General features: G+C 69.3%; 21 protein-coding genes and 3 rRNA genes. 17 read left to right on the top strand and 7 right to left on the bottom strand.

What is annotated here, in order from left to right; all coding sequences use genetic code 11:
* Positions 1–15 precede the first annotated feature (15 nt).
* From DEJ47_RS07805 to DEJ47_RS07795, 3 genes are all read right to left on the bottom strand, one after another.
* Positions 16–522 (bottom strand): HNH endonuclease, encoded by a 507-nt coding sequence (locus DEJ47_RS07805; protein WP_150166249.1) that lies wholly within the window; start codon positions 520–522, stop codon positions 16–18.
* A gap of 167 nt (positions 523–689) precedes the next feature.
* Complete coding sequence (locus DEJ47_RS07800) at positions 690–1,229, bottom strand: YbhB/YbcL family Raf kinase inhibitor-like protein (protein ID WP_150166247.1); 540 nt, start codon at positions 1,227–1,229, stop codon at positions 690–692.
* 47 nt (positions 1,230–1,276) lie between these two features.
* Entirely contained in the window at positions 1,277–2,059 is a 783-nt protein-coding gene (locus tag DEJ47_RS07795; protein WP_150166245.1) for a sporulation protein, read from the bottom strand.
* A gap of 161 nt (positions 2,060–2,220) precedes the next feature.
* Between DEJ47_RS07795 and DEJ47_RS07790 the strand changes: the two genes are divergently transcribed.
* From DEJ47_RS07790 to DEJ47_RS36785, 6 genes are all read left to right on the top strand, one after another.
* Positions 2,221–2,862 (top strand): DNA-3-methyladenine glycosylase, encoded by a 642-nt coding sequence (locus DEJ47_RS07790; protein WP_150166243.1) that lies wholly within the window; start codon positions 2,221–2,223, stop codon positions 2,860–2,862.
* A 536-nt stretch (positions 2,863–3,398) separates the two neighbouring features.
* Positions 3,399–4,924 (top strand): 16S ribosomal RNA (locus DEJ47_RS07785).
* A gap of 310 nt (positions 4,925–5,234) precedes the next feature.
* Positions 5,235–8,358: ribosomal RNA gene (locus DEJ47_RS07780) — 23S ribosomal RNA — on the top strand.
* Positions 8,359–8,496: 138 nt separating this feature from the next.
* Positions 8,497–8,613 (top strand): 5S ribosomal RNA (gene rrf, locus DEJ47_RS07775).
* The 16S, 23S and 5S rRNA genes sit together here, the layout of an rRNA operon.
* Positions 8,614–8,796: 183 nt before the next feature.
* Positions 8,797–10,083 (top strand): hypothetical protein, encoded by a 1,287-nt coding sequence (locus DEJ47_RS36790; RefSeq protein ID WP_223828792.1) that lies wholly within the window; start codon positions 8,797–8,799, stop codon positions 10,081–10,083.
* A complete protein-coding gene (locus DEJ47_RS36785) occupies positions 9,975–10,742 on the top strand; it encodes a tetratricopeptide repeat protein (protein ID WP_161236379.1) in 768 nt (255 codons plus the stop codon). The genes DEJ47_RS36790 and DEJ47_RS36785 overlap by 109 nt, the downstream gene beginning before the upstream one ends.
* 68 nt (positions 10,743–10,810) lie before the next feature.
* Here the strand turns inward: DEJ47_RS36785 and DEJ47_RS07765 are convergent, their stop codons facing one another.
* Positions 10,811–12,103 (bottom strand): DUF1015 family protein, encoded by a 1,293-nt coding sequence (locus DEJ47_RS07765; protein ID WP_150166238.1) that lies wholly within the window; start codon positions 12,101–12,103, stop codon positions 10,811–10,813.
* 72 nt (positions 12,104–12,175) lie between these two features.
* Between DEJ47_RS07765 and DEJ47_RS07760 the strand changes: the two genes are divergently transcribed.
* Complete coding sequence (locus tag DEJ47_RS07760) at positions 12,176–13,228, top strand: HAD hydrolase-like protein (protein ID WP_150166236.1); 1,053 nt, start codon at positions 12,176–12,178, stop codon at positions 13,226–13,228.
* Between the two features lie 51 nt (positions 13,229–13,279).
* Here DEJ47_RS07760 and DEJ47_RS07755 read toward each other — a convergent pair whose 3' ends face one another.
* Positions 13,280–14,113 (bottom strand): siderophore-interacting protein, encoded by an 834-nt coding sequence (locus DEJ47_RS07755; RefSeq protein WP_150166234.1) that lies wholly within the window; start codon positions 14,111–14,113, stop codon positions 13,280–13,282.
* 93 nt (positions 14,114–14,206) lie between these two features.
* On the opposite strand from DEJ47_RS07755, the gene DEJ47_RS07750 reads away from it, so the two are divergent.
* From DEJ47_RS07750 to DEJ47_RS07740, 3 genes are read left to right on the top strand one after another with little or no spacing between them, the layout of a single operon-like run.
* Positions 14,207–15,247: a FecCD family ABC transporter permease gene (locus tag DEJ47_RS07750; protein WP_150166232.1), complete on the top strand. Its 1,041-nt coding sequence runs from the start codon at positions 14,207–14,209 to the stop codon at positions 15,245–15,247.
* Complete coding sequence (locus tag DEJ47_RS07745; RefSeq protein WP_150166230.1) at positions 15,244–16,272, top strand: FecCD family ABC transporter permease; 1,029 nt, start codon at positions 15,244–15,246, stop codon at positions 16,270–16,272. Before DEJ47_RS07750 ends, DEJ47_RS07745 begins: the two co-directional genes overlap by 4 nt.
* The gene (locus DEJ47_RS07740; RefSeq protein ID WP_398338732.1) at positions 16,269–17,186 is read left to right on the top strand and encodes an ABC transporter ATP-binding protein; all 918 of its coding nucleotides are present in this window, start codon (positions 16,269–16,271) and stop codon (positions 17,184–17,186) included. The genes DEJ47_RS07745 and DEJ47_RS07740 overlap by 4 nt, the downstream gene beginning before the upstream one ends.
* Here DEJ47_RS07740 and DEJ47_RS07735 read toward each other — a convergent pair.
* Entirely contained in the window at positions 17,170–17,517 is a 348-nt protein-coding gene (locus tag DEJ47_RS07735; RefSeq protein WP_150166226.1) for an alkyl sulfatase C-terminal domain-containing protein, read from the bottom strand. The genes DEJ47_RS07740 and DEJ47_RS07735 overlap by 17 nt on opposite strands.
* A gap of 42 nt (positions 17,518–17,559) precedes the next feature.
* Here DEJ47_RS07735 and DEJ47_RS07730 point away from each other — a divergent pair, with 42 nt between their 5' ends.
* The 3 genes from DEJ47_RS07730 to DEJ47_RS07720 are packed head-to-tail and all read left to right on the top strand — an operon-like array spanning position 17,560 to position 19,614.
* The gene (locus tag DEJ47_RS07730) at positions 17,560–17,874 is read left to right on the top strand and encodes a hypothetical protein (RefSeq protein ID WP_150166224.1); all 315 of its coding nucleotides are present in this window, start codon (positions 17,560–17,562) and stop codon (positions 17,872–17,874) included.
* A 7-nt stretch (positions 17,875–17,881) separates the two neighbouring features.
* The gene (locus tag DEJ47_RS07725) at positions 17,882–18,697 is read left to right on the top strand and encodes a TlyA family RNA methyltransferase (RefSeq protein ID WP_150166222.1); all 816 of its coding nucleotides are present in this window, start codon (positions 17,882–17,884) and stop codon (positions 18,695–18,697) included.
* A gap of 11 nt (positions 18,698–18,708) precedes the next feature.
* Positions 18,709–19,614, top strand: a complete 906-nt coding sequence (locus DEJ47_RS07720; protein WP_150175489.1) for an NAD kinase — start codon at positions 18,709–18,711, stop codon at positions 19,612–19,614.
* A gap of 101 nt (positions 19,615–19,715) precedes the next feature.
* Here DEJ47_RS07720 and DEJ47_RS07715 read toward each other — a convergent pair whose 3' ends face one another.
* Positions 19,716–21,071: an FtsX-like permease family protein gene (locus tag DEJ47_RS07715; protein ID WP_223828264.1), complete on the bottom strand. Its 1,356-nt coding sequence runs from the start codon at positions 21,069–21,071 to the stop codon at positions 19,716–19,718.
* Between the two features lie 234 nt (positions 21,072–21,305).
* Between DEJ47_RS07715 and recN the strand changes: the two genes are divergently transcribed.
* The 4 genes from recN (at position 21,306) to DEJ47_RS07695 (ending at position 26,343) form a co-directional block, all read left to right on the top strand.
* The gene (gene recN / locus DEJ47_RS07710; protein ID WP_150175488.1) at positions 21,306–23,033 is read left to right on the top strand and encodes a DNA repair protein RecN; all 1,728 of its coding nucleotides are present in this window, start codon (positions 21,306–21,308) and stop codon (positions 23,031–23,033) included.
* A gap of 50 nt (positions 23,034–23,083) precedes the next feature.
* Entirely contained in the window at positions 23,084–23,845 is a 762-nt protein-coding gene (locus tag DEJ47_RS07705) for a hypothetical protein (RefSeq protein WP_150166218.1), read from the top strand.
* 87 nt (positions 23,846–23,932) lie between these two features.
* The gene (locus DEJ47_RS07700; protein ID WP_150166216.1) at positions 23,933–25,006 is read left to right on the top strand and encodes a hypothetical protein; all 1,074 of its coding nucleotides are present in this window, start codon (positions 23,933–23,935) and stop codon (positions 25,004–25,006) included.
* Positions 25,007–25,206: 200 nt separating this feature from the next.
* Complete coding sequence (locus DEJ47_RS07695; RefSeq protein WP_150166214.1) at positions 25,207–26,343, top strand: glycosyltransferase family 4 protein; 1,137 nt, start codon at positions 25,207–25,209, stop codon at positions 26,341–26,343.
* Positions 26,344–26,362: the final 19 nt, after the last annotated feature.

The raw sequence follows: 26,362 nt of genomic DNA, 5'->3' as shown, positions 1-26,362 counted from the left end.
CCCGCGGCCACAGCGTCAGGCCGCGGGCCGCGCCAGCCAGTGAGGCAGGGAGGCCAAGTCCTCCCGCCCGAGCGCCAGGAGCATCGCGTCCGCGGGCGTCGGCTCGAACGGCTGCCGCAGCAGCGGCATCCCCGCCTCCTCCGGAGTACGGTTCGCTTTGCGGTGGTTGTCCAGCGCGCACGAAGCGACCGTGTTCAGCCAGGAGTCGGCGCCGCCCTGCGACCGCGGGACCACGTGGTCCACGGTCGTGGCGCGCCTGCCGCAGTACGCACACCGGTGCCGGTCCCTGACCAGCACGCCCCGCCTCGACCACGGTGCCTGTCTTCGGAACGGCACCCGCACGTACCTGCAGAGCCTGATCACCCGGGGCACGGGTATGTCGATCGCCGCCGCGCGCACACGCAGTCCGGGGTGGGCGTGCTCGACCACGGCCTTGTCCTGGAGCACCAGAACGACGGCCCGGTTGAGCGACACCGTCGAGAGCGGCTCGAAGCTCGCGTTCAGCACCAACGTGTCCCGCATCAACCTGCCCACCTCCCGTATGCACCGGCCCACCGCTTGGCGGGCTGGGGATCAACTCTGGCCGGGCACGCCGAGATGGACAACGCAATAAAAAATGCCCGCCTCTGATCACTTCCATGACCAGAGGCGGGCAAACACTGAGTGAACGCTCAGTACCTGACAGTTGCTCAGCTCTCCGCGGGAGCCGCGTACTCGGCGATCACCTGGGCGCGCGCCAGCGTGTGGAACCGGAGGTTGAAGCCCACGAACGCGGGCGGGGCGTCCGAATCGGGACCCAGTTTCTCCTGGTCCACCGCGTACACGGTGAACACATAACGGTGCGGCCGGTCGCCGGCAGGCGGCGCCGCCCCCCCGAAGTCCTTCGTCCCGAAGTCGTTGCGCACCTGCACCGCGCCCTCGGGCAGCCCCTCGAACTTCCCGCTGCCCGCACCGCCCGGCAGCTCGGTCACCGAGACCGGGATGTCGAAGACGGTCCAGTGCCAGAACCCGCTGCCCGTCGGGGCGTCCGGGTCGAAGCAGGTCACGGCGAAGCTCTTGGTCTCCGGCGGGAAGCCCTCCCACCGCAGCTGCGGCGAGGTGTTCCCGGCCGCGTAGACCTGAGCGTCCTTGAGGACCGCACCCGGCTCGAAGTCCTCGCTCGTGACCGTGAAGGACGGCACGGGCGGGTGGAAGTCATGGGGGAGCGGCGGCCTCTTGAGCTCGCTCACGTAGGCACCTCCTGGTTGATTGCTGGTCCTCGTCGATCCCTCCGAGCCTAGAACCAGTTGCGCTTGCTGCCGACCTGGGACAGCCACTCGTTCAGGTACGCCGCCCAGTCCGTCCCCTGGAAGTCGTTGAGCCCGACCTTGAACGAACGGAACGAGTCGCTGCCCTCGCTGAACAGACCCGGCTTCTTGTCCATCTCCAGGACGACGTCCATCTCGCGGTCGTCGGCGACGAAGCTCAGCTCGACCTGGTTGAGCCCGCGGTACTGCTGCGGCGGGAAGAACTCGATCTCCTGATAGAAGGGCAGCTTCTGCCGTGTGCCGCGGATGTGGCCGCGCTCCATGTCCGCGCTCTTGAAGCGGAAGCCCAGCTGGATGAAGGCGTCCAGGATGGCCTGCTGTGCCGGCAGCGGGTGCACGTTGATCGGGTCCAGGTCACTGGAGTCCACGGCGCGCGCGATCTCCAGCTCGGTGGTCACACCGATGTTCATGCCGCGCAGCTGCTGCCCGTCGATGCTCGTGACCGGGGTCTCCCAGGGGATCTCCAGGGTGAACTGCACGGCGTGCACCTGCTTGGCCTGGAGCGTGAAGGCGCCGCCGAGCCGTACCTTGGTGAACTCGATGTCCTGCTTGGTCTCCTGGTCGTTGCCCTCGACCTCGACCCGTGCCTGCAGACCGACGGAGAGACCCTCGATCTCCTGGTCCACCGAACCGCCCTGGATCCGCACCTCGCCCTGGACGACGCCGCCCGGGACCACGTTGACCTCGGCCAGCACGGTCTCCACCGAGGCGCCACCGGCGCCCAGACTCGCGAGCAGCTTCTTGAACCCCATGACACTCCATCCCCAGGCCGCCGCCTGTGGCTCGTCCCGACGTGAATACTTGATCGATAGAAACGCGAGGGAACCGTCCGTGGTTCCGCACCCTCACCCTGACAACCGAGCGGCCCGTGGCCCACCCGTGTAGGAAGACAAGTGCAGTACGCTCGTACGGCATGATCGCGAGCCCTGACCGTACGCCCCTGACCCGAGACTTCTTCGACCGGCCGGTCCTGGAGGTCGCCCCGGATCTGCTCGGCCGCATCCTCGTACGCGACTCGGCGGACGGCCCGATCGAAGTGCGCCTCACGGAGGTGGAGGCGTACGCCGGTGAGGTCGACCCCGGCTCCCATGCCTACCGTGGTCGCACCGCCCGGAACAGCGTGATGTTCGGACAGGGCGGACACATGTACGTCTACTTCACCTACGGCATGTGGCACTGCATGAACCTGGTGTGCGGTCCTGAGGGCAAGGCAGGCGCGGTCCTGCTGCGCGCGGGCGAGATCACGGAGGGCGTGGAGCTCGCCCGCACACGACGACTCTCGGCCCGCAACGACAAGGAACTGGCCAAAGGTCCCGCCCGCCTGGCCACCGCACTTGACGTGGACCGGCAGCTCGACGGTGCCGACGTCTGCGGGGACCCGTCCTCCCCGTTCTCCGTACTGACCGGCACACCCACCCCGTCCGACCAGGTCAGCAGCGGACCGCGCACGGGCGTGGCGGGGGAGGGCGGCGTCCACCCGTGGCGCTTCTGGATGACCAACGACCCTACGGTCAGCCCCTATCGGGCCCATGTGCCCCGTCGCCGCCGAACTTGACGCGGCCTTGGTGCCTCCGTAAGGTAGTCCGAGTCGCTTGAACCGGGTACGGCAATCTGCCGACAGCGGGAAGCGGCCAACCACTACCAAACGACTTCCCCTCGGCGGGGTCCTTTTCCGTATGCCTGCATGCCGGAATTCGAACTCGCGAGACTCGATTATGAGTTGCGGAGGGAATCCGCTAAAGTAGTGAGCACGCCGAAAGGCAAAGGCCCTCCAACGGCCACCGGAAATGAAATCCGAACCGGAAACGGAACGGAAAACGGATCTGGTAAGGTTGGAAACACGAAATGCCGAAGGGAAGCGCCCGGAGGAAAGCCCCAGAAAATGTTCTGCGGGTGAGTACAAAGGAAGCGTCCGTTCCTTGAGAACTCAACAGCGTGCCAAAAGTCAACGCCAGATATGTTGATAACCCCGGCTCACTTCGGTGAGTTGGAGGTTCCTTTGAAAAACACAGCGAGGACGCTGTGAACGGACGGGATTATTCCTCCCGACCGTTCCGCTCTCGTGCTGTGTCACCGGATTACCGGTACACATTCACGGAGAGTTTGATCCTGGCTCAGGACGAACGCTGGCGGCGTGCTTAACACATGCAAGTCGAACGATGAACCACTTCGGTGGGGATTAGTGGCGAACGGGTGAGTAACACGTGGGCAATCTGCCCTTCACTCTGGGACAAGCCCTGGAAACGGGGTCTAATACCGGATAACACCTTCCCTCTCCTGAGGGAGGGTTAAAAGCTCCGGCGGTGAAGGATGAGCCCGCGGCCTATCAGCTTGTTGGTGAGGTAATGGCTCACCAAGGCGACGACGGGTAGCCGGCCTGAGAGGGCGACCGGCCACACTGGGACTGAGACACGGCCCAGACTCCTACGGGAGGCAGCAGTGGGGAATATTGCACAATGGGCGAAAGCCTGATGCAGCGACGCCGCGTGAGGGATGACGGCCTTCGGGTTGTAAACCTCTTTCAGCAGGGAAGAAGCGAAAGTGACGGTACCTGCAGAAGAAGCGCCGGCTAACTACGTGCCAGCAGCCGCGGTAATACGTAGGGCGCAAGCGTTGTCCGGAATTATTGGGCGTAAAGAGCTCGTAGGCGGCTTGTCACGTCGGTTGTGAAAGCCCGGGGCTTAACCCCGGGTCTGCAGTCGATACGGGCAGGCTAGAGTGTGGTAGGGGAGATCGGAATTCCTGGTGTAGCGGTGAAATGCGCAGATATCAGGAGGAACACCGGTGGCGAAGGCGGATCTCTGGGCCATTACTGACGCTGAGGAGCGAAAGCGTGGGGAGCGAACAGGATTAGATACCCTGGTAGTCCACGCCGTAAACGGTGGGAACTAGGTGTTGGCGACATTCCACGTCGTCGGTGCCGCAGCTAACGCATTAAGTTCCCCGCCTGGGGAGTACGGCCGCAAGGCTAAAACTCAAAGGAATTGACGGGGGCCCGCACAAGCAGCGGAGCATGTGGCTTAATTCGACGCAACGCGAAGAACCTTACCAAGGCTTGACATACACCGGAAAGCATCAGAGATGGTGCCCCCCTTGTGGTCGGTGTACAGGTGGTGCATGGCTGTCGTCAGCTCGTGTCGTGAGATGTTGGGTTAAGTCCCGCAACGAGCGCAACCCTTGTTCTGTGTTGCCAGCATGCCCTTCGGGGTGATGGGGACTCACAGAAGACCGCCGGGGTCAACTCGGAGGAAGGTGGGGACGACGTCAAGTCATCATGCCCCTTATGTCTTGGGCTGCACACGTGCTACAATGGCAGGTACAATGAGCAGCGATACCGCGAGGTGGAGCGAATCTCAAAAAGCCTGTCTCAGTTCGGATTGGGGTCTGCAACTCGACCCCATGAAGTCGGAGTTGCTAGTAATCGCAGATCAGCATTGCTGCGGTGAATACGTTCCCGGGCCTTGTACACACCGCCCGTCACGTCACGAAAGTCGGTAACACCCGAAGCCGGTGGCCCAACCCCTTGTGGGAGGGAGCTGTCGAAGGTGGGACTGGCGATTGGGACGAAGTCGTAACAAGGTAGCCGTACCGGAAGGTGCGGCTGGATCACCTCCTTTCTAAGGAGCACTTCTTACCGAGTCCGCTCGGTCAGAGGCCACTACGTCGGCAAACGTCCGACGGTGGTTGCTCATGGGTGGAACGTTGACTACTCGGCACACTTGATCGTCTTCTCCTTCTAGTACTGCTCGTCAGAGCGTGGAGGGTTGAGGGAAGCGGTAAGGGTGTCGGGCACGCTGTTGGGTATCTGAAGGTACGGCCGGTTTACGGCTGCCTTCAGTGCCGACCCCAGTGCACTCACTGGTTTCCAGTGGGGTGATGGGTGGTTGGTCGTTGTTTGAGAACTGCACAGTGGACGCGAGCATCTGTGGCCAAGTTTTTAAGGGCGCACGGTGGATGCCTTGGCACCAGGAACCGATGAAGGACGTGGGAGGCCACGATAGTCCCCGGGGAGTCGTCAACCAGGCTTTGATCCGGGGGTTTCCGAATGGGGAAACCCGGCAGTCGTCATGGGCTGTCACCCGCTGCTGAACACATAGGCAGTGTGGAGGGAACGCGGGGAAGTGAAACATCTCAGTACCCGCAGGAAGAGAAAACAACCGTGATTCCGGGAGTAGTGGCGAGCGAAACCGGATGAGGCCAAACCGTATGCGTGTGAGACCCGGCAGGGGTTGCGCATACGGGGTTGTGGGATCTCTCTTTCACAGTCTGCCGGCTGTGAGACGAGTCAGAAACCGTTGATGTAGGCGAAGGACATGCGAAAGGTCCGGCGTAGAGGGTAAGACCCCCGTAGTCGAAACGTCAGCGGCTCGTTTGAGAGACACCCAAGTAGCACGGGGCCCGAGAAATCCCGTGTGAATCTGGCGGGACCACCCGTTAAGCCTAAATATTCCCTGGTGACCGATAGCGGATAGTACCGTGAGGGAATGGTGAAAAGTACCGCGGGAGCGGAGTGAAATAGTACCTGAAACCGTGTGCCTACAAGCCGTGGGAGCGTCGGATGCTGGACTTGTCCAGCATCTCGTGACTGCGTGCCTTTTGAAGAATGAGCCTGCGAGTTTGCGGTGTGTTGCGAGGTTAACCCGTGTGGGGAAGCCGTAGCGAAAGCGAGTCCGAATAGGGCGGTTTAGTAGCGCGCTCAAGACCCGAAGCGGAGTGATCTAGCCATGGGCAGGTTGAAGCGGCTGTAAGAGGTCGTGGAGGACCGAACCCACCAGGGTTGAAAACCTGGGGGATGACCTGTGGTTAGGGGTGAAAGGCCAATCAAACTCCGTGATAGCTGGTTCTCCCCGAAATGCATTTAGGTGCAGCGTCGTGTGTTTCTTGCCGGAGGTAGAGCACTGGATAGGCGATGGGCCCTACCGGGTTACTGACCTTAGCCAAACTCCGAATGCCGGTAAGTGAGAGCGCGGCAGTGAGACTGTGGGGGATAAGCTCCATGGTCGAGAGGGAAACAGCCCAGAGCATCGACTAAGGCCCCTAAGCGTACGCTAAGTGGGAAAGGATGTGGAGTCGCAGAGACAACCAGGAGGTTGGCTTAGAAGCAGCCACCCTTGAAAGAGTGCGTAATAGCTCACTGGTCTAGTGATTCCGCGCCGACAATGTAGCGGGGCTCAAGCGTACCGCCGAAGTCGTGTCATTCCAGCACATACCCCCAACGGGGGCTGGGATGGGTAGGGGAGCGTCGTGTGCCGGGTGAAGCTGCGCCGGAAGGCAGTGGTGGACGGTTCACGAGTGAGAATGCAGGCATGAGTAGCGATACATACGTGAGAAACGTGTGCGCCGATTGACTAAGGGTTCCTGGGTCAAGCTGATCTGCCCAGGGTAAGTCGGGACCTAAGGCGAGGCCGACAGGCGTAGTCGATGGATAACCGGTTGATATTCCGGTACCCGCTGTGAAGCGTCAAACATCGAGCCCATTAATGCTAAGGCCGTGAAGCCGCCCTGGAGCCTTCGGGCAAAGGGGAGTGGTGGAGCCGCTGACCCAAGGTGGTAGTAGGTGAGTGATGGGGTGACGCAGGAAGGTAGTCCAGCCCGGGCGGTGGTTGTCCCGGGGTAAGGGTGTAGCCCGTCATCTAGGTAAATCCGGATGACATGTGGGTGAGACCTGATGCCGAGCCGATTGTGGTGAAGTGGATGATCCTATGCTGTCGAGAAAAGCCTCTAGCGAGTTTCATGGCGGCCCGTACCCTAAACCGACTCAGGTGGTCAGGTAGAGAATACCGAGGCGTTCGGGTGAACTATGGTTAAGGAACTCGGCAAAATGCCCCCGTAACTTCGGGAGAAGGGGGGCCATTCCTGGTGATGAGTTTTGCACTCTGAGCTGGGGGTGGCCGCAGAGACCAGCGAGAAGCGACTGTTTACTAAAAACACAGGTCCGTGCGAAGCCGTAAGGCGATGTATACGGACTGACGCCTGCCCGGTGCTGGAACGTTAAGGGGACCGGTTAGTGCGCTTTCGGGCGTGCGAAGCTGAGAACTTAAGCGCCAGTAAACGGCGGTGGTAACTATAACCATCCTAAGGTAGCGAAATTCCTTGTCGGGTAAGTTCCGACCTGCACGAATGGCGTAACGACTTCTCGACTGTCTCAACCATAGGCCCGGTGAAATTGCACTACGAGTAAAGATGCTCGTTTCGCGCAGAAGGACGGAAAGACCCCGGGACCTTTACTACAGTTTGATATTGGTGTTCGGTTCGGCTTGTGTAGGATAGGTGGGAGACTGTGAAGCGGGCACGCCAGTGTTCGTGGAGTCAACGTTGAAATACCACTCTGGTCGTGCTGGATGTCTAACCTCGGTCCGTGATCCGGATCAGGGACAGTGTCTGATGGGTAGTTTAACTGGGGCGGTTGCCTCCCAAAGGGTAACGGAGGCGCCCAAAGGTTCCCTCAGCCTGGTTGGTAATCAGGTGTTGAGTGTAAGTGCACAAGGGAGCTTGACTGTGAGACCGACGGGTCGAGCAGGGACGAAAGTCGGGACTAGTGATCCGGCGGTGGCTTGTGGAAGCGCCGTCGCTCAACGGATAAAAGGTACCCCGGGGATAACAGGCTGATCTTCCCCAAGAGTCCATATCGACGGGATGGTTTGGCACCTCGATGTCGGCTCGTCGCATCCTGGGGCTGGAGTCGGTCCCAAGGGTTGGGCTGTTCGCCCATTAAAGCGGTACGCGAGCTGGGTTTAGAACGTCGTGAGACAGTTCGGTCCCTATCCTCTGTGCGCGTAGGAATATTGAGAAGGGCTGTCCCTAGTACGAGAGGACCGGGACGGACGAACCTCTGGTGTGCCAGTTGTCCTGCCAAGGGCATGGCTGGTTGGCTACGTTCGGAAAGGATAACCGCTGAAAGCATCTAAGCGGGAAGCCTGCTTCGAGATGAGTATTCCCACCCCCTTTGAGGGGTTAAGGCTCCCAGTAGACGACTGGGTTGATAGGCCAGATCTGGAAGCCCGGTAACGGGTGGAGGTGACTGGTACTAATAGGCCGAGGGCTTGTCCTCAGTTGCTCGCGTCCACTGTGTTGGTTCTGAAACAACGAACAGTTGTGTCGGCTGAACAGCGTCACTATTTAATTGAAAAGTGTGCTTGTTCGCTGCCCTGTTTGAGATCCTGCCTATCCGCAGGATATTTCATAGGGTTTCGGTGGTCATAGCGTGAGGGAAACGCCCGGTTACATTCCGAACCCGGAAGCTAAGCCTCAAAGCGCCGATGGTACTGCAGGGGGGACCCTGTGGGAGAGTAGGACGCCGCCGAACAATCTTTGGAGGACCCCTGGTCCCAGCGTTCACGCTGGGACCAGGGGTCCTTTTGTTTTTGTCGAAGCGCGCCGGCACCCCGGCTGCGCGAGAATGACTGCGGTACCGAAGACTAGGAGTCACCCATGTCCCCCAACTCTCCCGACGAGCGACCCGAGCGCGACCAGCGCCGCAGGGACAGTGGTGACCGGGGCGGGTACCGCGGGGCGGCCCCCCGACGGGACAACGACCGCGGCGACCGTGGTGGTGACCGCGGCGGCTTCCGCCGTGACGACCGGCGCGACGACAACCGTGGCGGTGGCTACCGAGGTCGCGACGACCGCCGGGACGACCGGCGCGACGGTGACCGTGACCGTGGTGGCCGTCCGCCGTTCCGTCGCGACGACCGGTCCGGTGGGCCTCGTCGCGACGACCGGCGTGACGGCGACCGGGGTGGGTTCCGTCGTGATGATCGCCGTGACGGCGACCGGCCCGCATTCCGTCGGGACGACCGCCGCGATGACCGGCGTGACAATGACCGCGGTGAGCGTGGTGGGTTCCGGCGTGACGACAACCGTGGCGGCGGTGGCGGTGGCTACCGCGGGCGCGACGACCGGTCCGGTGGGCCTCGTCGCGACGACCGGCGTGACAACGACCGGGGTGGGTTCCGCCGCGATGATCGCCGTGACGGCGACCGGCCCGCGTTCCGTCGGGACGACCGCCGCGATGACCGCTCGTTCGACCGCCGCGATGACCGCTCGTTCGACCGCCGTGACGACCGCCGTGACGACCGGCGCGATGACCGGCGTGACAATGATCGCGGTGAGCGTGGGGGGTTCCGGCGTGACGACAACCGTGGCGGCGGTGGCGGTGGCTACCGCGGGCGCGACGACCGGTCCGGTGGTGACCGTGGTGGGTTCCGCCGCGACGACCGGTCCGGTGGACCTCGTCGTGACGACCGGCGTGACGGCGACCGTGGTGGGTTCCGTCGTGATGACCGTCGTGATGGGGATCGCGGTGGGTTCCGTCGTGATGACCGCCGTGACGGCGACCGGCCCGCGTTCCGTCGGGACGACCGCCGCGATGACCGCTCGTTCGACCGCCGTGACGACCGTCGCGATGACCGGCGCGATGACCGGCGCGACAATGACCGCGGTGAGCGTGGTGGGTTCCGGCGTGACGACAACCGTGGCGGCGGTGGCGGTGGCTACCGCGGGCGCGACGACCGGGGACGTGACGACCGCGGGCGTGGGCCGCGTCGCGACGACCGTGGCGGGCGACCCGGTGGCGGTGGGTTCCGTGGACGGGACGACCGGCGTGACGGGGACCGCGGTGGATACCGCGGCGGGCGTGACGACCGTGATCGCGAGCCCATCAGGCGGCTGCCGATCCCGGAGGACGTCACGGGCTACGAGATCGACAAGGACGTACAGCAGGAGCTGCAGAGCCTTCCCAAGGGGCTCGCTGAGGACGTCGCCAAGAACCTGGTGATGGTCGCCAAGCTCATCGACGAGGAGCCCGAGCAGGCGTACGCCTACTCGCGGATCGCCCTGCGGCTCGCCTCCAGGGTCGCCGCCGTGCGCGAGGCCGCAGGCTTCGCCGCGTACGCGAACCAGAAGTACAGCGAGGCGCTCGCCGAGTTCCGTGCCGCCCGGCGCATGACCGGCAGCGTCGAGCTGTGGCCCGTCATGGCCGACTGCGAGCGCGGGCTCGGCAGGCCCGAGAAGGCCCTGGAGATGGCCGGCGCCCCCGAGGTGCACAAGCTCGACAAGGCCGGACAGGTCGAGATGCGGCTCGTCGCCGCCGGGGCGCGCCGCGACCTGGACCAGATCGACGCGGCCATCGTCACGCTGCAGAGCCCCGAGCTGGCCTCGAACTCCGTGCAGCCCTGGACGGCCCGTCTGCGGTACGCGTACGCCGACGCGCTGCTCGCGGCCGGACGCGAGGACGAGGCGCGCGAGTGGTTCGCCAAGGTCATCGAGTCCGACAAGGACGGCAGCACCGACGCGTCCGACCGGCTCGCCGAGCTGGACGGCGTCGAGTTCGTCGACCTGGACGAGGTTGATGGGGAAGACGCTGACGAGGTCGACGTCGATGGTGCCGTCGACGCCGATGGTGATGTCGACGGTCGCGACCGCGACAGGGATTGACGTGTAGGCATTGGCGTAGGCATGAATGGGCGGGCCCCTCCGGGGGCCCGCCCTTTTTGCGTTGCGTTTCAGAAAGTGAGGTCGCGCAGTACCAGGCCCGTCGCCGGCTTGGGGCCGAACGAGGTCGACTTGCGGGGCATCGTGACGCCCTGGCGGGCCAGGTCGCGGACGACCTCCTCGCGTACCGGGTGCATCAGGATCGCCGTGCCGCCGTCGCGTTCCGCCTTCTCGACCGTCGCCGCGGTGTCGTGGATGTACGCGATGTGGTCCGGAGTGTCCGGGATCTGCCACACGTGGTCGAGGAGCGTGGAGTGCAGGACCGTCGCGTCGAGGGTGCGCCAGGCCACGGGGTGGTCGTTCGGGATCGTGCGGGCGAGGAGCTCGGGGGACGGGTCGTCGATCAGGTGGAAGGCGCCGTCGCCGGCGAGCAGGAAGGCGTTGCCCTTCGCCGCTGTCTCGGCGAGCGCTTCGAGGGCGTGGTCGAGCGGGCCTTCGACGGTCCGTATGCGGAAGGAGTCGCCGAGGGCGGCGAGGGCGTCGGACACCGGAAGGCGGTGGAGGTAGCGGTGGATGGCGCGGACGCGCAGCGGGTAGCGGGCCGTGTCCACCAGGAGGACCAGGCCGTAGTCCCAGGCGCTCGGTGACGGGTGCTCGGCCCGCAGGCGCAGGTTGGTCGCCCAGCGGTGGTGGCCGTCCGCGATCAGGGCCTGGTGGTGGGCGAGGTCGGACTGGATCTCGGCGATCTCCGCGGGGTCCGTGACGGCCCACAGGCGGTGGTGGAACCCGTCCTCCGTGGTCGTCGAGAGGAGAGGCTCGCGGCGGGCGGTGCGTTCGACGACGGCCGTCGCACCGTCTGGTTCGGTCTCCCCGTCGGGGTCGTCGCTGCGGTACGTCAGGAGCAGCGGTTCCAGGTTCGCGGACGTCGCCCGCATGAGGGCGGCGCGGTCCTCGACGACGTGCGGCATGACGCCCTCATGGGGGAGGACGACGCCGTCCGCTGCCTCCGAGAGGCGGAGCGCGCCGATGACGCCGCGCTGCAGGATCTCGCTGTCCCGCTGTTCGTAGACGTACAGGCTCGGCTCGGCGTCGGGGGCGAGGACGCCCTCGGCGAGCCAGGTGTGGAGGGTGTCGGCGGCCTGCTGGTTGCGGGCTTCCGGGGTGGTGGCCTGCGGGAGGATCAGCCGGACGATGTTGTGCGGGTCGGCGGACTCCAGGTGGAGCAGGCCGTCCGGCCGTACGACCACGTCGTACGGCGGTGAGGTCACCGCGGCGAGACTGCCGACCCGTTCGGGGACGTAGCGCACACCCCGGAACGGGATCAGGTCGAGGCCGGTGACGTCTTTGTGACCCGCTGTGTTCATTAGGGCATCGTATGTGTGTCGGTGGCATGAGCGATGATCGGGGGAGTGGGATCGAGCGAGGAGCGATGTGTAATGAGCCAGGCCGCTAGCGGGACTGCAGACCGCCGTGTCAGGACGTGCCCGGACGGCAGCGAGCGGGCGCTGAGTGAGGTCTACGACACGGCTCTCCTCGACCTCGACGGGGTGGTCTACGCAGGCGGGCACGCCATCGCGCACGCCGTCGAGTCGCTCGGCGCCGCGCGCGACGGCGGGATGCACCTCGCGTACGTCACGAACAACGCGCTGCGGACGCCGGACGCGGTGGCGGAGCACCTGACGGAGCTGGGGATCGCGACGGACGGCTCGGACGTCATCACGTCGGCGCAGGCCGCGGCCCGGCTGGTGAGCGAGCATGTGCCGCAGGGCGCGCGGGTGCTCGTGATCGGCGGCGAGGGGCTGCGGGTCGCGCTGCGCGAGCGGGGGCTCGAGCCGGTCGAGTCGGCGGATGACGATCCGGCGGCGGTGGTGCAGGGGTACGGGGGACCGGACATGGCGTGGGGGCGCTTCGCGGAGGCCTGTTACGCCATCGCGCGCGGAGTGCCGTGGTTCGCGTCGAACACGGACCTGACGATTCCGAGCGCCCGCGGCATCGCTCCCGGCAACGGCGCGGCGGTCGAGGTCGTCCGGATCGCGACGGGCGCGGAGCCTCAGGTGGCGGGGAAGCCGCTGCCCCCGATGCACCGCGAGACGATCCTGCGGACCGGCGCCGAGCGGCCGCTCGTGGTGGGCGACCGCCTCGACACGGACATCGAGGGCGCGTTCAACGGCGAGGTGGACTCGCTGCTCGTGCTGACCGGCGTCACGGACGGCGCGCAGCTGCTCGCCGCGCCTCCCGAGCATCGGCCGACGTACGTGGACGTGGATCTGCGCGGCATGCTCACCGGTCAGCCCGACGTCGCCCCGGTGGACAGCGGGTTCGGCTGCGGCGGCTGGACCGCTTCGGTGCGTGGCGATGAGCTGGTGCTGGACGGCGAGGGCGAGGCCGTCGACGGGCTGCGGGCGCTGTGCGCGGCGGCCTGGACGGAGGCGGGAGACGGTACGTGCGGTATCGACGCGGGGAAGGCGCTGTCCCGGCTGGGGTTGTGAGGACCCGGGACTCGGTCGGTGGTCCGCGCGCTCCGGTCGGGGAGGGGCTCGTCAGGCGGCTTCGCCGGAGTCGATCAGCTGGTCCGTCGTCGTTCCCTTGCGCCAGTAGCCGGAGAACGACACCCGCTTACGGTCGTGACCGCGCTCGCCGACGAGGTGGCGGCGGACGGCCTTGACGGTCGCGGACTCGCCGGCGATCCATGCGTAGGGGGTGCCTTCGGGGAGGTCCGTGCCGCGGATCGCGTCCGGGGTGGTGCCCACCCGCGTCAGCCAGTGGATCTCGGCGTCGGCCTTGGTGGGCAGCTCCTGGCGGTCCGCGAGGTCGTGGACCTCGATCCAGACGCGGGTCGGCAGACCCGCGGGGAGCGTCTCCAGGATGTTGGCGACGGCGGGCAGCGCCGACTCGTCGGCGGCCAGGAGCAGCCAGTCGGTGTCGTCGGGGAGGCGGAAGTCGTACGCCGAGTTCTCCTCCTCGACCGGGGCGAGGACGCCGATGCGGGACCCCGGCCGGGCGGTCCGCGCCCAGCTGGTCGCCGGGCCGTCGGCGGGCGACGGGGCGGGGCTGTGCACGGCGAAGTCGATGATCAGCTCGTCGGGGTCGCGGCGCAGTTCACGGGTCGTGTACGTGCGCATGATGCCCCGTACCGAAGGGTCGAGGTCGCACCAGGCGGCGTACCACTCCAGGTCGTCCCCCGACGACGTGTCCGGCATGACCGGGGCGTCCTGGCCCGGGTGCGGCAGGAAGATCTTGACGCGCTGGTCGAGGCCCGCGGTCGCCATGCCGGACAGGTCGGCGCCGGTGAACGTCACGCGGATCATGGCCGGGGTGATGTGCTGGGCGCGCACCACGTCGACGTCGAAGAACCGGTACGGGGAGTCTGTCATCGCTTGAGCCTCTTCGAGTCGGGGACGGCGACGTGCATCTGGCCGGGGTGCCCGTCATCGCAGTTCAGTGCGAGGGTAGGCTAACCTAACCAGGTGTTGGTCGACAGTCCCCCAGAATCGCGCGCGGAGACCGCCGCGCCCCCCGGACGCCGCGCGATACGCGGCGTCGGGCTGCTCGTCGCGCTGGCCGTCCTGTTCCTCGTGTTCCTCGCGAGCATCGCGGTCGGCGCCAAATCGATGTCCATGGACCAGGTCTGGCACGGACTGTTTCAGGACACCGGGACGTACGGGGACGTCGTCGTCGGTGAGCGGCTCGCCCGCAGCCTCCTCGGACTGCTCGCCGGAGTCGCGCTCGGTCTCTCCGGCGCCGTCCTCCAGGCGCTCACCCGCAACCCGCTGGCCGACCCCGGACTGCTCGGCATCAACCTCGGCGCGTCCGCCGCCGTCGTCAGCGCGATCAGCTTCTTCGGCGTCACCTCGCTCAGCGGCTACGTGTGGTTCGCCTTCACCGGCGCACTGCTCGTCGGCGTACTGCTCTACTTCCTCGGCGGATCGCGCGGCGCGACCCCGGTACGGCTCGCGCTGGCCGGCACCGCGCTCAGCGCGGCCCTCTACGGCTACCTGCAGGCCGTCATGATCATGGACGGTGCGGCGCTGAACAAGATGCGCTTCTGGACCGTCGGTTCGCTGGCCTCCGCCAACATGGACACCATCAAGCAGGTGCTGCCCTTCCTCGCGATCGGCACCGTGCTCGCCCTCTCCCTGGCCCGGCCGCTGAACGCCATGGCCATGGGCGACGACACCGCCCGTGCGCTCGGCGCCCACCTCACGCGCACCCGCGTCCTGTCCATGGCGGCGGCGACCCTGCTCTGCGGGGCCGCGACCGCCGCCTGCGGCCCGATCGTGTTCGTCGGCCTGATGGTGCCGCACATGGTGCGCTCCTTCACCGGGCCCGACCTGCGCTGGATCCTGCCGTACTCGGCGGTCCTCTCGCCGGTCCTGCTGCTCGGCGCGGACGTCGTCGGGCGCGTCGTGGCCCGGCCCGCCGAACTCCAGGTCGGCATCGTGACCGCGGTCATCGGGGCGCCGGTCTTCGTCTTCCTCGTCCGTCGGCGCAAGGTGGCCCAGCTGTGAAGGCGATACGCACCCGGGGCGGCCTCTCCGTCCGCCTCGATGTCCGCACGGCCGTGGTCGTCGCCCTCCTCGTGGTCGCCGCGCTCGTCTCCGGCGTCGTCCTGATCGGCACCGGCGACTTCGACATCCCGGCCGCCGACGTCGTCCGCACCCTGCTCGGCAACGGCGACGCGGGGCAGGAGTTCATCATCAACGACCTGCGGCTGCCGCGGGTCCTCGTCGGGCTCCTGGTGGGCGCGGCCCTCGGGCTCGGCGGCGCGCTGTTCCAGTCCATCGCGCGCAACCCATTGGGCAGCCCGGACGTGCTCGGCCTCGGGCAGGGCTCGACCGCCGGGGCGCTCACCATGATCGTCCTGTTCCAGGGCAGCGCGGTGCAGGTCGCGGCGGGCGCGCTCGTCGGCGGTCTCGTCACCGGCCTCGCCATCTACCTGCTCGCCTGGAAGCGCGGCGTGCACGGCTACCGTCTCGTCCTCGTCGGCATCGGCGTCTCCGCGTTCATCACGGCCATCAACGGCTACCTGCTGACCAAGGCGGACTTCGTCGACGCCGCGCGTGCCGTGGTCTGGATGACCGGTTCCCTCAACGGCCGCGACTGGGAGCAGGTCTGGCCGCTGCTCGTGCTCTGCGCCGTCCTCGTACCGCTCGTGCTCCTGTACGGGCGTCCGCTGCGGATGCTGGAGATGGGCGACGACGCCGCGAACTCGCTCGGCGTACGCGTCGAACGCACCCGGTTCGTGCTGCTCGGCGCCTCCGTGCTGCTCACCGCTGCCGCCACCGCCGCCGCGGGCCCCGTCAGCTTCGTCGCACTCACCGCACCCCAGCTCGCGCGGCGCCTCACACGTGCCCCAGGGCCCAACCTGATGCCTGCCATGTTCATGGGCGCCACCCTCCTGATCGTCGCGGACTGGGCCTCGCAGCGGGCCTTCGGCGCCGACCAGCTGCCCGTCGGCGTCGTCACCGGCGTGCTCGGCGGCGTCTACCTGCTGTGGCTGCTCGTCAGCCAGCGCAAGGCGGGACGGATATGAAGCCGCGCCGCACGGACGGGAAGGCTCGCCCCGCACCCGTTCGCGAACCCGTACCACCCCACGACCAGGAGCGTGCTGCTGTGAACCGGCTCATCGCCGACGACGTCACCCTCGGCTACGACCAGCGCGTCATCGCGGAGAAGCTGTCCGTCGAGATCCCCGACAACTCCTTCACCGTCATCGTGGGGCCCAACGCCTGCGGCAAGTCCACGCTGCTGCGCGCCCTGTCCCGCATGCTCAAGCCGTCCACCGGGCGCGTCCTGCTCGACGGGAACGTCATCCAGTCGATGCCGGCGAAGAAGGTCGCCAAGACGCTCGGGCTCCTCCCGCAGTCGTCCGTCGCGCCCGACGGCATCACCGTCGGCGACCTCGTCGCCCGCGGCCGCTACCCCCACCAGGGGCTGCTGCGGCAGTGGTCCGAGGACGACGAGCGGATCGTCAACGAGTCCATGGCGTCGACCGGCGTGGGCGAGCTCGCGGAGCGGTACGTCGACGAGCTCTCCGGCGGTCAGCGCCAGCGCGTCTGGATCGCCATGGCGCTCGCCCAGCAGACGCCGCTGCTGCTCCTCGACGAGCCGACGACGTTCCTGGACATCCAGCACCAGCTCGACGTCCTCGACCTCTGCGCCGAGCTCCACGAGGAGCAGGGCCGTACGCTCGTCGCCGTCCTGCACGACCTCAACCACGCGGCCCGCTACGCCACGCACCTCATCGCGCTGCGCGACGGCGCGGTGCTCGCCGAGGGCGCGCCGTCCGACATCGTCACGGCGGAGCTCGTGAAGGAGGCGTTCGGCATCGACTGCCGGATCATCGACGACCCGGAGACGGGAACGCCGCTGGTGGTGCCGGCGGCGCGGGCAGGACGGCGGACAGCTGTCGGGGCGGGGACCTCGACGGCTAAAGCAGCGACCTGAGCCGCAGCAGGTCGCGGAAGCCCGCTTCCAGTTTCACCCGGCCCGACGCCCACGCCTTCGCGAAGTTCAGCTCGCCGTCCACCATCGCCAGCAGGTCGTCCCCGCTCATCGCGAGACGGATCTCCGCCTTCTCGCGCGGCGGGCCCGGGTGGCTGTCGAGGACCGTGATCCGGCCGTTCTCGAGCCGGCCCGTGAAGGTGGCGTCGAGATCGGTGATGCGGCAGCTCAGCGAACGGTTCAGGGCAGCGGCACTGCGCACGTCGCCGTCGGCCGACGCGAGATTGTCGGAGAGTTTGTCGAGTGCCGTACGGCACTCCGCCATGGTCGCCATCGTGATCGACCGTACCCCAGGGCTTCGCGGTAGCGTCGTGCCATGAGCGACTCTTTCGCGGGCCCCGGACCGGGGGAGGCGGTGGAGCCGGAGCTCCAGGCTCCGGACGATCCTTCGTACGACCCCGCAGCCCCCGCCCCCCTCGGCGTCGAGCCCACGCCCACCGGCAACGCCGAGGTGGACGCCTGTCTCGCCCGGCTCGGCGACGCGGACCACCTCGCCACGGACGGCCACATCGAGGTGTACGAGGATGTACACCGGGGCCTGCGCGACGCGCTGACCGCGCTCGACGCGCGCCCCGGACCGCCGGCACCCACCGGGGCACCGGCAACTCGATCTTCGTACGACAGGAGCTGAACCGAACGTGGCAGGAGTGGCACGACGCCGCCTCGACGCCGAGCTCGTCCGCAGGAAGCTCGCGCGCTCGCGTGAGCACGCGAGCCAGCTGATCGCCGCAGGCCGGGTCGCGGTCGGCAAGACCGTCGCGACCAAGGCGGCGACGCAGGTCGAGACGGCCGCCGCGATCGTGGTGACGCAGGACGACAGCGACCCCGACTACGTCTCCCGCGGCGGGCACAAACTCGCGGGCGCCCTCACCGCCTTCGGGCCGCAGGGGCTGACGGTCGAGGGGCGCCGCGCGCTGGACGCGGGCGCGTCCACCGGCGGCTTCACCGACGTGCTGCTGCGCGCGGGCGCCGCGCACGTCGTCGCCGTCGACGTCGGGTACGGCCAGCTCGCCTGGTCGCTGCAGAGCGACGACCGGGTCACCGTGAAGGACCGCACGAACGTACGCGAGTTGACGCTCGAAGCGATCGACGGGATCCCCGTCGACGTGGTCGTCGGGGACCTCTCCTTCATTCCGCTCGGCCTCGTGCTGCCCGCCCTCGTGCGGTGCGCGGCGCCCGACGCCGACCTCGTCCTCATGGTCAAGCCGCAGTTCGAGGTCGGCAAGGAACGGCTCGGCAGCGGCGGCGTGGTGCGCAGCGCCGAACTGCGGGCGGACGCCGTGCGCAACGTGGCACGGCAGGCGTGGGGGCTCGGCCTCGGGGTGCGCGGGGTGACCGCGAGCCCGCTGCCCGGGCCCTCCGGCAACGTCGAGTACTTTCTGTGGCTGCGCGCCGGGGCCGATGAGCTGGACCCGGCGGATGTTGACCGTGCCGTGGCGGAGGGGCCCCGTTGACCGAGACCCGAGTGACCGAGAACCGAGCTCGTACCGTCTTCCTGCTCGCGCACACCGGGCGGCCCGCGGCCATCCGCAGCGCCGAACTCGTCGTCCAGGGGCTGCTGCGCAGCGGCCTCGGCGTGCGGGTCCTGGAGGCGGAGGCGGTGGACCTGCCGCTGCCCGCCGAGGTCGAGACGGTCGAGGAGGCCACGGCCGACTGCATCGACGACTGCGAGCTGATCGTCGTCCTCGGCGGTGACGGGACGCTGCTGCGGGGCGCCGAGTTCGCGCGGGCGTCCGGGGTGCCGATGCTCGGGGTGAACCTCGGGCGGGTCGGCTTCCTCGCGGAGGCCGAGCGGGACGACCTCGACAAGGTCGTCGACCGGGTGGTCACCAAGGCGTACGAGGTCGAGGAGCGCATGACGATCGACGTCGTCGTGCACCGCAACGGTGACGTCGTGTACCGCGACTGGGCGCTGAACGAGGCGGCGGTGCAGAAGGTGTCGCCCGAGCGGATGCTCGAAGTCGTCCTGGAGATCGACGGGCGGCCCGTCACGGGGTTCGGCTGCGACGGCATCGTCTGCGCGACGCCCACGGGGTCCACGGCGTACGCGTTCTCCGCGGGTGGGCCCGTGGTGTGGCCGGAGGTCGAGGCGCTGCTCATGGTGCCCATCAGCGCGCACGCGCTCTTCGCGAAGCCGCTCGTGACGTCGCCGGACTCCGTGCTCGCCGTCGAGGTCCAGCCGCATACGCCGCACGGGGTGCTGTGGTGTGACGGGCGGCGGACTCTCGAGCTGCCCTCGGGGGCGCGGGTCGAGGTGCGGCGGGGTGCGGTGCCGGTGCGGCTCGCTCGGCTGCATCACGCTTCGTTCACTGATCGACTTGTCGCCAAGTTCGCGTTGCCGGTCTCCGGGTGGCGGGGGGCTCCTCAGTAGGTTCATGGTGCGGGGCCCGGCCGGGGGCGTTGTGCTGTGCGGGGCGTGGGGGTCGGGCGCACAGTTCCCCGCGCCCTGGCCAGCCTTCGCCCCCGGCGCTTTCACGTGGTGCTCAGCACGGAGATCGCTCGTCTGCGCATCGCAGCGCGGACCGGGACGCCCGTTGCCAGGAGGGTCAGGAGCAGGGTGCCCGTCGCTATCGCCGCCGGCACCGGCCACGGCATGTACGGGAGTGCCGATCCGAAGGCCGTGCTGAGGATGGGGGCCAGCGTGCCCAGGGCGATCGCCGTGCCCAGGAGCAGCGCCGTTCCCGCCACCACCACCGCCTCCCACGCCGCCATCGCGCCGACCTGGGCGCGGCGGCTGCCGACGACCCGCAGCAGCGCGACGTCGCGGCGGCGTTCGAAGGAGATCATCGCGAGGGTGTTCGCCGCGGCTATGGCGGCGAAGCCCGCGTACAGGCCCGTGCCCACGTAGTCGAGCCAGACCTCGCCCCGGTCGCCCGCCGAACCCGTGTGGTGCTGGGCCGTCGTGTGCATGCCGATCTTGGTGAGGCCGAAGCCCACGACCAGGACGAGCGGGACCACCGCGGCGGAGAAGCGGCGCGGCTGGGAGCGGACGTTGAGCATCGCCAGGCGTGCGCTCGGGCCGAACCGGCCGACCACCGACGAGACCAGCCAGGCCGCGGGGCCGATGATGCGTGGACCGAGCAGGCCCGCGCCCACGCAGAAGAGGATGAGGACCAAAAACGCGCCCTCGCCCGCCTCCTCCGCCGGTTGGGAGGACAGGAGCACCGCGACGGTGCAGGCGGCAGCCACTGCCAGGACGCCGAGCGGTGCGCGGAGCAGGCCCAGGCCGCGGCGGCCCGTCGCCGCCTCGCTCAGGGCGCGGGCCGGGCGGAGCAGGGAGAACCGGAGCGCGGACAGCAGCGCGGCGAGCGTCGTCGTCACCACGGCCACGCCGAGGCACACCGGCAGGGCGACCCAGCTGAAACGGAAGTCGGCCTCGGCGGGGAGCAGCCCGTGGTCGACCATTCCGGCGTGCCACCACCGGGCGCCCACGCCGCCGAGCACGAAGCCGACGAGGGCCGCGGGAAGCGAGGCCGCCAGCGCCTGCGCGGCCACCGCGCGGCGGATCTGGCGGGGTCTGGCGCCGATGGAGCGCACCGTCGCCAGCTCGCGGTGCTGCTGCGCGACGGCCGTGCCCATCGTCGACACGACCACGAATATCGACATGTAGACCGAACCGATCAGCAGGACGACGGCCATGTCGCCCACGCCGTTCTCCGTGATCTGTCTGCGGGCCGCCGCCGAGACGTCGCTCCGGTCCGTGCTCGTCGTGCCGAGCATCATCGTCGACGCGCTCACCACGGTCGCCGCGAAGAGTGCGGCCACCGCCGTCCCCACGAAGGCGGGGCGGTGCGCGCGCAGGGCCGCTCGGGCCAGTCCAGTTGCCATGTGGATCATGGTCTCGCCGGGCGGGGAGCGGAACCATGTGGAGAACCGGTGGATCTTGCGGGGGATAGCCCCACCCCCTGGCGCGGCGTGCTGGTCGCCTGTTCCAGGGGCCCACTCCGGCGGGTGACAGCCGATTCCTGCGCGCCGCTTCGACCTGCGTCTTCACAGGAGGGGCGCGGGGCCCGTCGCACACCGGCCCTCTGACCTCGTAAGGTCTTGTCCGTGTTGGAGGAGATGCGGATACGGTCGCTCGGAGTCATCGACGACGCGGTCGTCGAGCTGTCACCGGGCTTCACCGCCGTGACGGGTGAGACCGGTGCGGGCAAGACGATGGTGGTCACCAGCCTTGGCCTGCTGCTCGGCGGGCGCGCCGACCCCGCCCTGGTGCGGATCGGCGCGAAGTCGGCGGTGGTCGAGGGGCGCATCGCCGTGCCCGCCGGCGCCCCGGCCGTGGTGCGTGCCGAGGAGGCGGGGGCGGAGCTCGACGACGGTGCGCTGCTGATCAGCCGTACCGTCTCGGCGGAGGGCCGCTCACGGGCGCACCTCGGCGGGCGCTCCGTGCCCGTCGGCCTGCTGTCCGAGCTCGCGGACGACCTCGTCGCCGTGCACGGCCAGACCGACCAGCAGGGCCTCCTCAGACCGGCCCGCCAGCGCGCCGCCCTCGACCGGTACGCGGGCGACGCCGTCACCGTGCCGCTCACCAAGTACACGGCCGCGTACCGCAGGCTGCGGGCCGTCACGACCGAGGTCGAGGAGATCACCACCCGCGCGCGGGAGCGCGCCCAGGAAGCGGATCTGCTGCGCTTCGGCCTGGAGGAGATCGCGGGCGTCGAACCGCGTGCGGGCGAGGACACCGAACTCGCCGCCGAGGCCGAGCGGCTCGGCCACGCGGAGGCGCTCGCCTCCGCCGCCACGGCCGCGCACGCCGCGCTCGCGGGCAACCCCGAGGACCCCGAGGTCGTGGACGCCTCGACGCTGGTCGCGGGCGCCTCACGGGCCCTTGATGCCGTACGTTCCCACGATCCCGCCCTGTCCGCGCTCGCCGACCGCCTCGGCGAGATCGGCATCCTGCTCGGCGACGTGGCGGGCGAGCTCGCCGGGTACGCCGACGACCTGGACGCCGACCCGCTGCGGCTCGCCGCGGTCGAGGAGCGCAGGGCCGCGCTGACGCAGCTCACCAGGAAGTACGGCGAGGACATCGACGCCGTCCTCGCGTGGGCGGAGGAGGGCGCGGCGCGTCTCACGGAACTGGAGGGCGACGACGACCGGCTCGGGGAGCTGACCGCCGAGCGTGACGCGCTGCGCGCCGAACTCGCCGGGCTCGCGCAGGCGCTGACCGACGCCCGTCAGGAGGCGGCCACGCGGTTCGCCGCGGCGGTCACCGAGGAGCTCGCCTCGCTGGCGATGCCCCACGCGCGCGTGTCGATCGCCATCAGCAGCACGGAGGTCCCGGAGGGCGCGGACGGCGTGGAGGTCGACGGCCGCACCGTGGCGTACGGGCCCGCGGGCGTCGACGAGGTGGAGCTGCTGCTCGCCCCGCACCCCGGGGCCCCGCCCCGGCCCATCGCCAAGGGTGCGTCGGGCGGTGAGCTGTCGCGCGTGATGCTCGCCGTCGAGGTGGTCTTCGCGGGCACGGACCCCGTCCCGACGTACCTCTTCGACGAGGTCGACGCGGGCGTCGGCGGCAAGGCGGCGGTCGAGATCGGCCGGCGCCTCGCACGCCTCGCCAAGTCGGCGCAGGTCGTGGTCGTCACCCACCTCCCGCAGGTCGCGGCCTTCGCCGACCGCCAGCTGCTCGTGGAGAAGACCAACGACGGCATGGTGACGCGCTCCGGAGTGCAGGTCCTGGAGGGCGAGGACCGGGTGCGCGAACTGTCGCGCATGCTGGCGGGACAGGAGGACTCGGAGACGGCCCGCGCCCACGCGGAGGAGCTGCTCGCGACAGCTCGGGGCGACGGGTGACCGGGCCCGGGTGACGTAGGGCGTACGGGGGCGCCCCATAGGGTGATCGCATGATCGAACGGAAGCTCGGGGCACGGCTGGGCGCCGCGGCCGTCGCCGCTGCCGCCACCCGTGCCGGGACCGCCGCGCTGCGGTCCCTAGCGCCCGGTGGGGCCGAGCGGTGGACACGGAAGAACTACGCGGGCAGGAGCGTCGGCCTGTACGCCGGGCCCGCCGTTGCCGTCGGAGCGGCCGCCGGTGTCGCCGCGCTGCCCGCGAGGGCGCGTGTGGCCGCCGTGCTTGCCGTGCTCGGCGCCGGTGCCTGCGGGGGCTACGACGACGTGGCGGGGGCCGGGGACCCGCGCCGCGGGTTCCGCGCGCACCTCGGGGCGCTGCGGAACGGCGAGCTCACCAGCGGCGCCGTGAAGCTCTTCGGCATCTCCGCGGCGGGACTCGCCGCCGGGGCCCTCCTGAAGGAACGGCCCGTGGACAGGGTCCTCGCGGGCGTGGTCATCGCGGGCACCGCCCACCTCGTGAACCTCGTGGACGTCCGTCCGGGGCAGGCCGGGGCGGCCGTGCTCGCGCTTGCTGCGCCGGGGCTGCTGCGCAAGGGGCCGGGCGCGGTCGTCGCCGCCGCGTCCATGGGGGCCGCGGCCGCCGTCCTGCCCGACGACATCGGCGAGCGCACGATGCTCGGCGACACGGGCGCGCACGCTCTGGGCGCGGCCCTCGGCGCGGCCATGGCCGCGGGCAACGGCCGCAAGGGTCTCGCCGCGCACGCGGCGGCGCTGGTGGCTGTGGCGGCGTACGCGGACAAAAGGGTTGGATCGTGATCGTTGCGGCGGGTTAGGGTCTGACGGTTCGGGGGCGCGGGGGGTTTGGGACCGGGGCGCACAAGGGGTGGGACCGGGGGGACGGGCGTGGTCGTGTTCGCGTGCGTGCGGTGCGATGCCGTGCTCACCCGGCCCGTCGAACGGGTCGCGCTTCCCGTACGGGCTCGTCAGACGTACGGACACGATCTGCTCCCCGCGCTCATGGAGTCCGGCACCTACGCCGTCGACCCGGAGCCCTCCGGGCCGCCCTTCCGGCCCTGGAGCGAGGTCGGGGCCGAGGCGGCGGCCGAGCGCGGCGTGTTCGCGCCCGTGCACCGGCTCTCCTTCGGCGCTCCGGGCGCGGTCGTGGTCGCGCCGGGGGACACCCGCGGCACCGTCCTGATCCCCGAGCGGTGCGACGGCTACTGCATCGGACTCGACGGGCGGGACGGCCCGAACCTGGCGTGCGCGCGGTGCGGGAGCGCGGTGGCGACCCGTATCGACGACTGTTCGCTGTGGCAGGCGGTGTGGTTCGTTCCGGACGCCGTCCGCCGCGTGCCCGAGCACGACGGCGACGTGCGTTCCGCGGACCGCGGCGCCGACTGGGACGCCCTCGCCCGGGAGTACCGGGCGGCCCCGCCGGTCGAGCCGTGCGGGGGGTGGGACGCCCGGTGGGAGGCGGCGGTCGGGGCTGCGCTGGCACACGTGCTGGCGGCGTCGGGGGGCGCGCCGGTGGGTCTGCCCGACGGGATCCTCACGGACACGTTCGGCCGCGCTCTCGACGCGCTGCTTCCCTCGGGGCCCGCGACGCGGCGGCTCGTTCCGGCCGGGCCCGGTCTTCCGGCGGCCTTGGGGGCCACCGACATCGCCCTGGTGCCCAGGCATCCGCGGACGGGTGAGGTGTGGCAGCCGTCGGACCGCGCGGCCGCGGTCGTGCCGCTCGAAGCGGACGTGTGGCTCCATGTGGCCTTCCCGCGCGAGCCGTTGCCGGTCCCGGCGACAGGCGGGCTGCCCGACGGGGTCTACCGCGACGATCCGCTGCCGCTGCGCCCGGTCCGCCTCTTCGCGGCCGACCGGCACGTCTTCCTCCATACGCTGGCCCGGCTGCCCGCCGTCCGCGAACCCTGGCTGCGCGCGGTGTACGACCCCGTCCAGGACGCCCCGTTCGGGCATCCGTTCTAGGCGAGTCCCCCGCGAGGTGTCCGCAACCTCCCATATCTCTCCCCCGTGTGGGTGATCCCGCCCGCGGAGTTGCCCCGCCAAATGCGGAAGTGACCTTTCGGCAGTGCCGGAACGCCCGTGCCTCCTGGCATCCTTGGCGCAGCATCTGCCCGAGTACCCGTCCGAGCACCCACCGACGCAGACCCAGGAGCCCCCGCCACGTGAGCCACGTGAGCAGCCACTCGCCGCACGGACAGACGCCGCTGCACACCGTTCAGGTCCTCGGAGGTGGCAGCGCGGGCAGCAGCGCGCACGTCAGATCGCTGGCCGCGGGACTCAGCGCCCGGGGCCTCCGGGTCACCGTCTGCGCCCCCGACGAGGCCGCCCGCACCTACGACTTCACCGGCGCCGGCGCCCGCCACATCCCCGTGCCCCGCAGCGGCGACCCCGCCTCCGTCGCCGCCCTCCGCGCCGCCTGCGCCGACGCCGACCTCGTGCACGCGCACGGCCTGCACGCGGCCCTCCGTGCCTCTCTCGCGCTCACCGGGCGCCGCGTCCCCCTCGTCGTCACCTGGCACACCCGCGCACAGGCGGAGGGCGCCCGCGCCCGCCTGCTGCGCCTCCTGGAGCGGCGCGTCGCCAAGACCGCGGCCGTCGTCCTCGGCACCTCGTCCGACCTGGTCGACCGGGCCCGCAGCAGAGGCGCACGCGACGCCCGCCTCGCCGCCGTCGCCCTGCCCGCGCCGCGCCGCCCGCGGCCCACCGAGGAACCCGACGGCTTCCTCCACAAGGCGCGTGCCGAAGTCGGCGCCGTGGACCGGCCGTTGATCCTCGCGGTGGGCGCCCTCGAACGGAACGGCGGCTACGACGTCCTGCTCGACGCCACGCGCGCGTGGCGCCATCTGGACCCGCTGCCGCTGCTCGTCGTCGCGGGGGAGGGGCCCGAACGAGCCGCCCTGCAGCGCCGCATCGAGGAGGAGCTGCTGCCGGTCCGGCTCGTCGGGCGCCGCGACGACGTCCCCGAGCTCCTCGCCGCCGCCGACCTCGCCGTGCTGCCCAGCAGCTGGGAGTCCCGCTCCGTGCTCGCCCAGGAAGCGCTCCACGCGCGCGTGCCGCTCGTGGCGACCGCGGTCGGCGGCATCCCCGAACTCGTCGGCGACGCCGCCGAACTCGTCGCGTACGGCGACGCGGAAGCCCTCGCCACGGCCGTCGCACGCCTCCTCGCCGACCCCGTGCGCCGGGCGGAACTCAGGGACAGGGGCGCGGCCCAGGCCGCCACGTGGCCGACCGAGGACGAAACGGTCACTCAAGTCCTCAGCGTCTACGACGAGTTGACCCAGCCCCTCCCGTACACCTGAGGCACCACGGCCCTGCTCA

Origin of the sequence: Streptomyces venezuelae (assembly GCF_008642355.1) — a bacterium.
In the GTDB taxonomy this organism is placed as follows: Bacteria; Actinomycetota; Actinomycetes; order Streptomycetales; family Streptomycetaceae; genus Streptomyces; species Streptomyces venezuelae_B.
The sequence above is the reverse complement of the archived record's forward strand: the minus strand, read 5'-3'. Positions and strand labels throughout refer to the sequence as shown.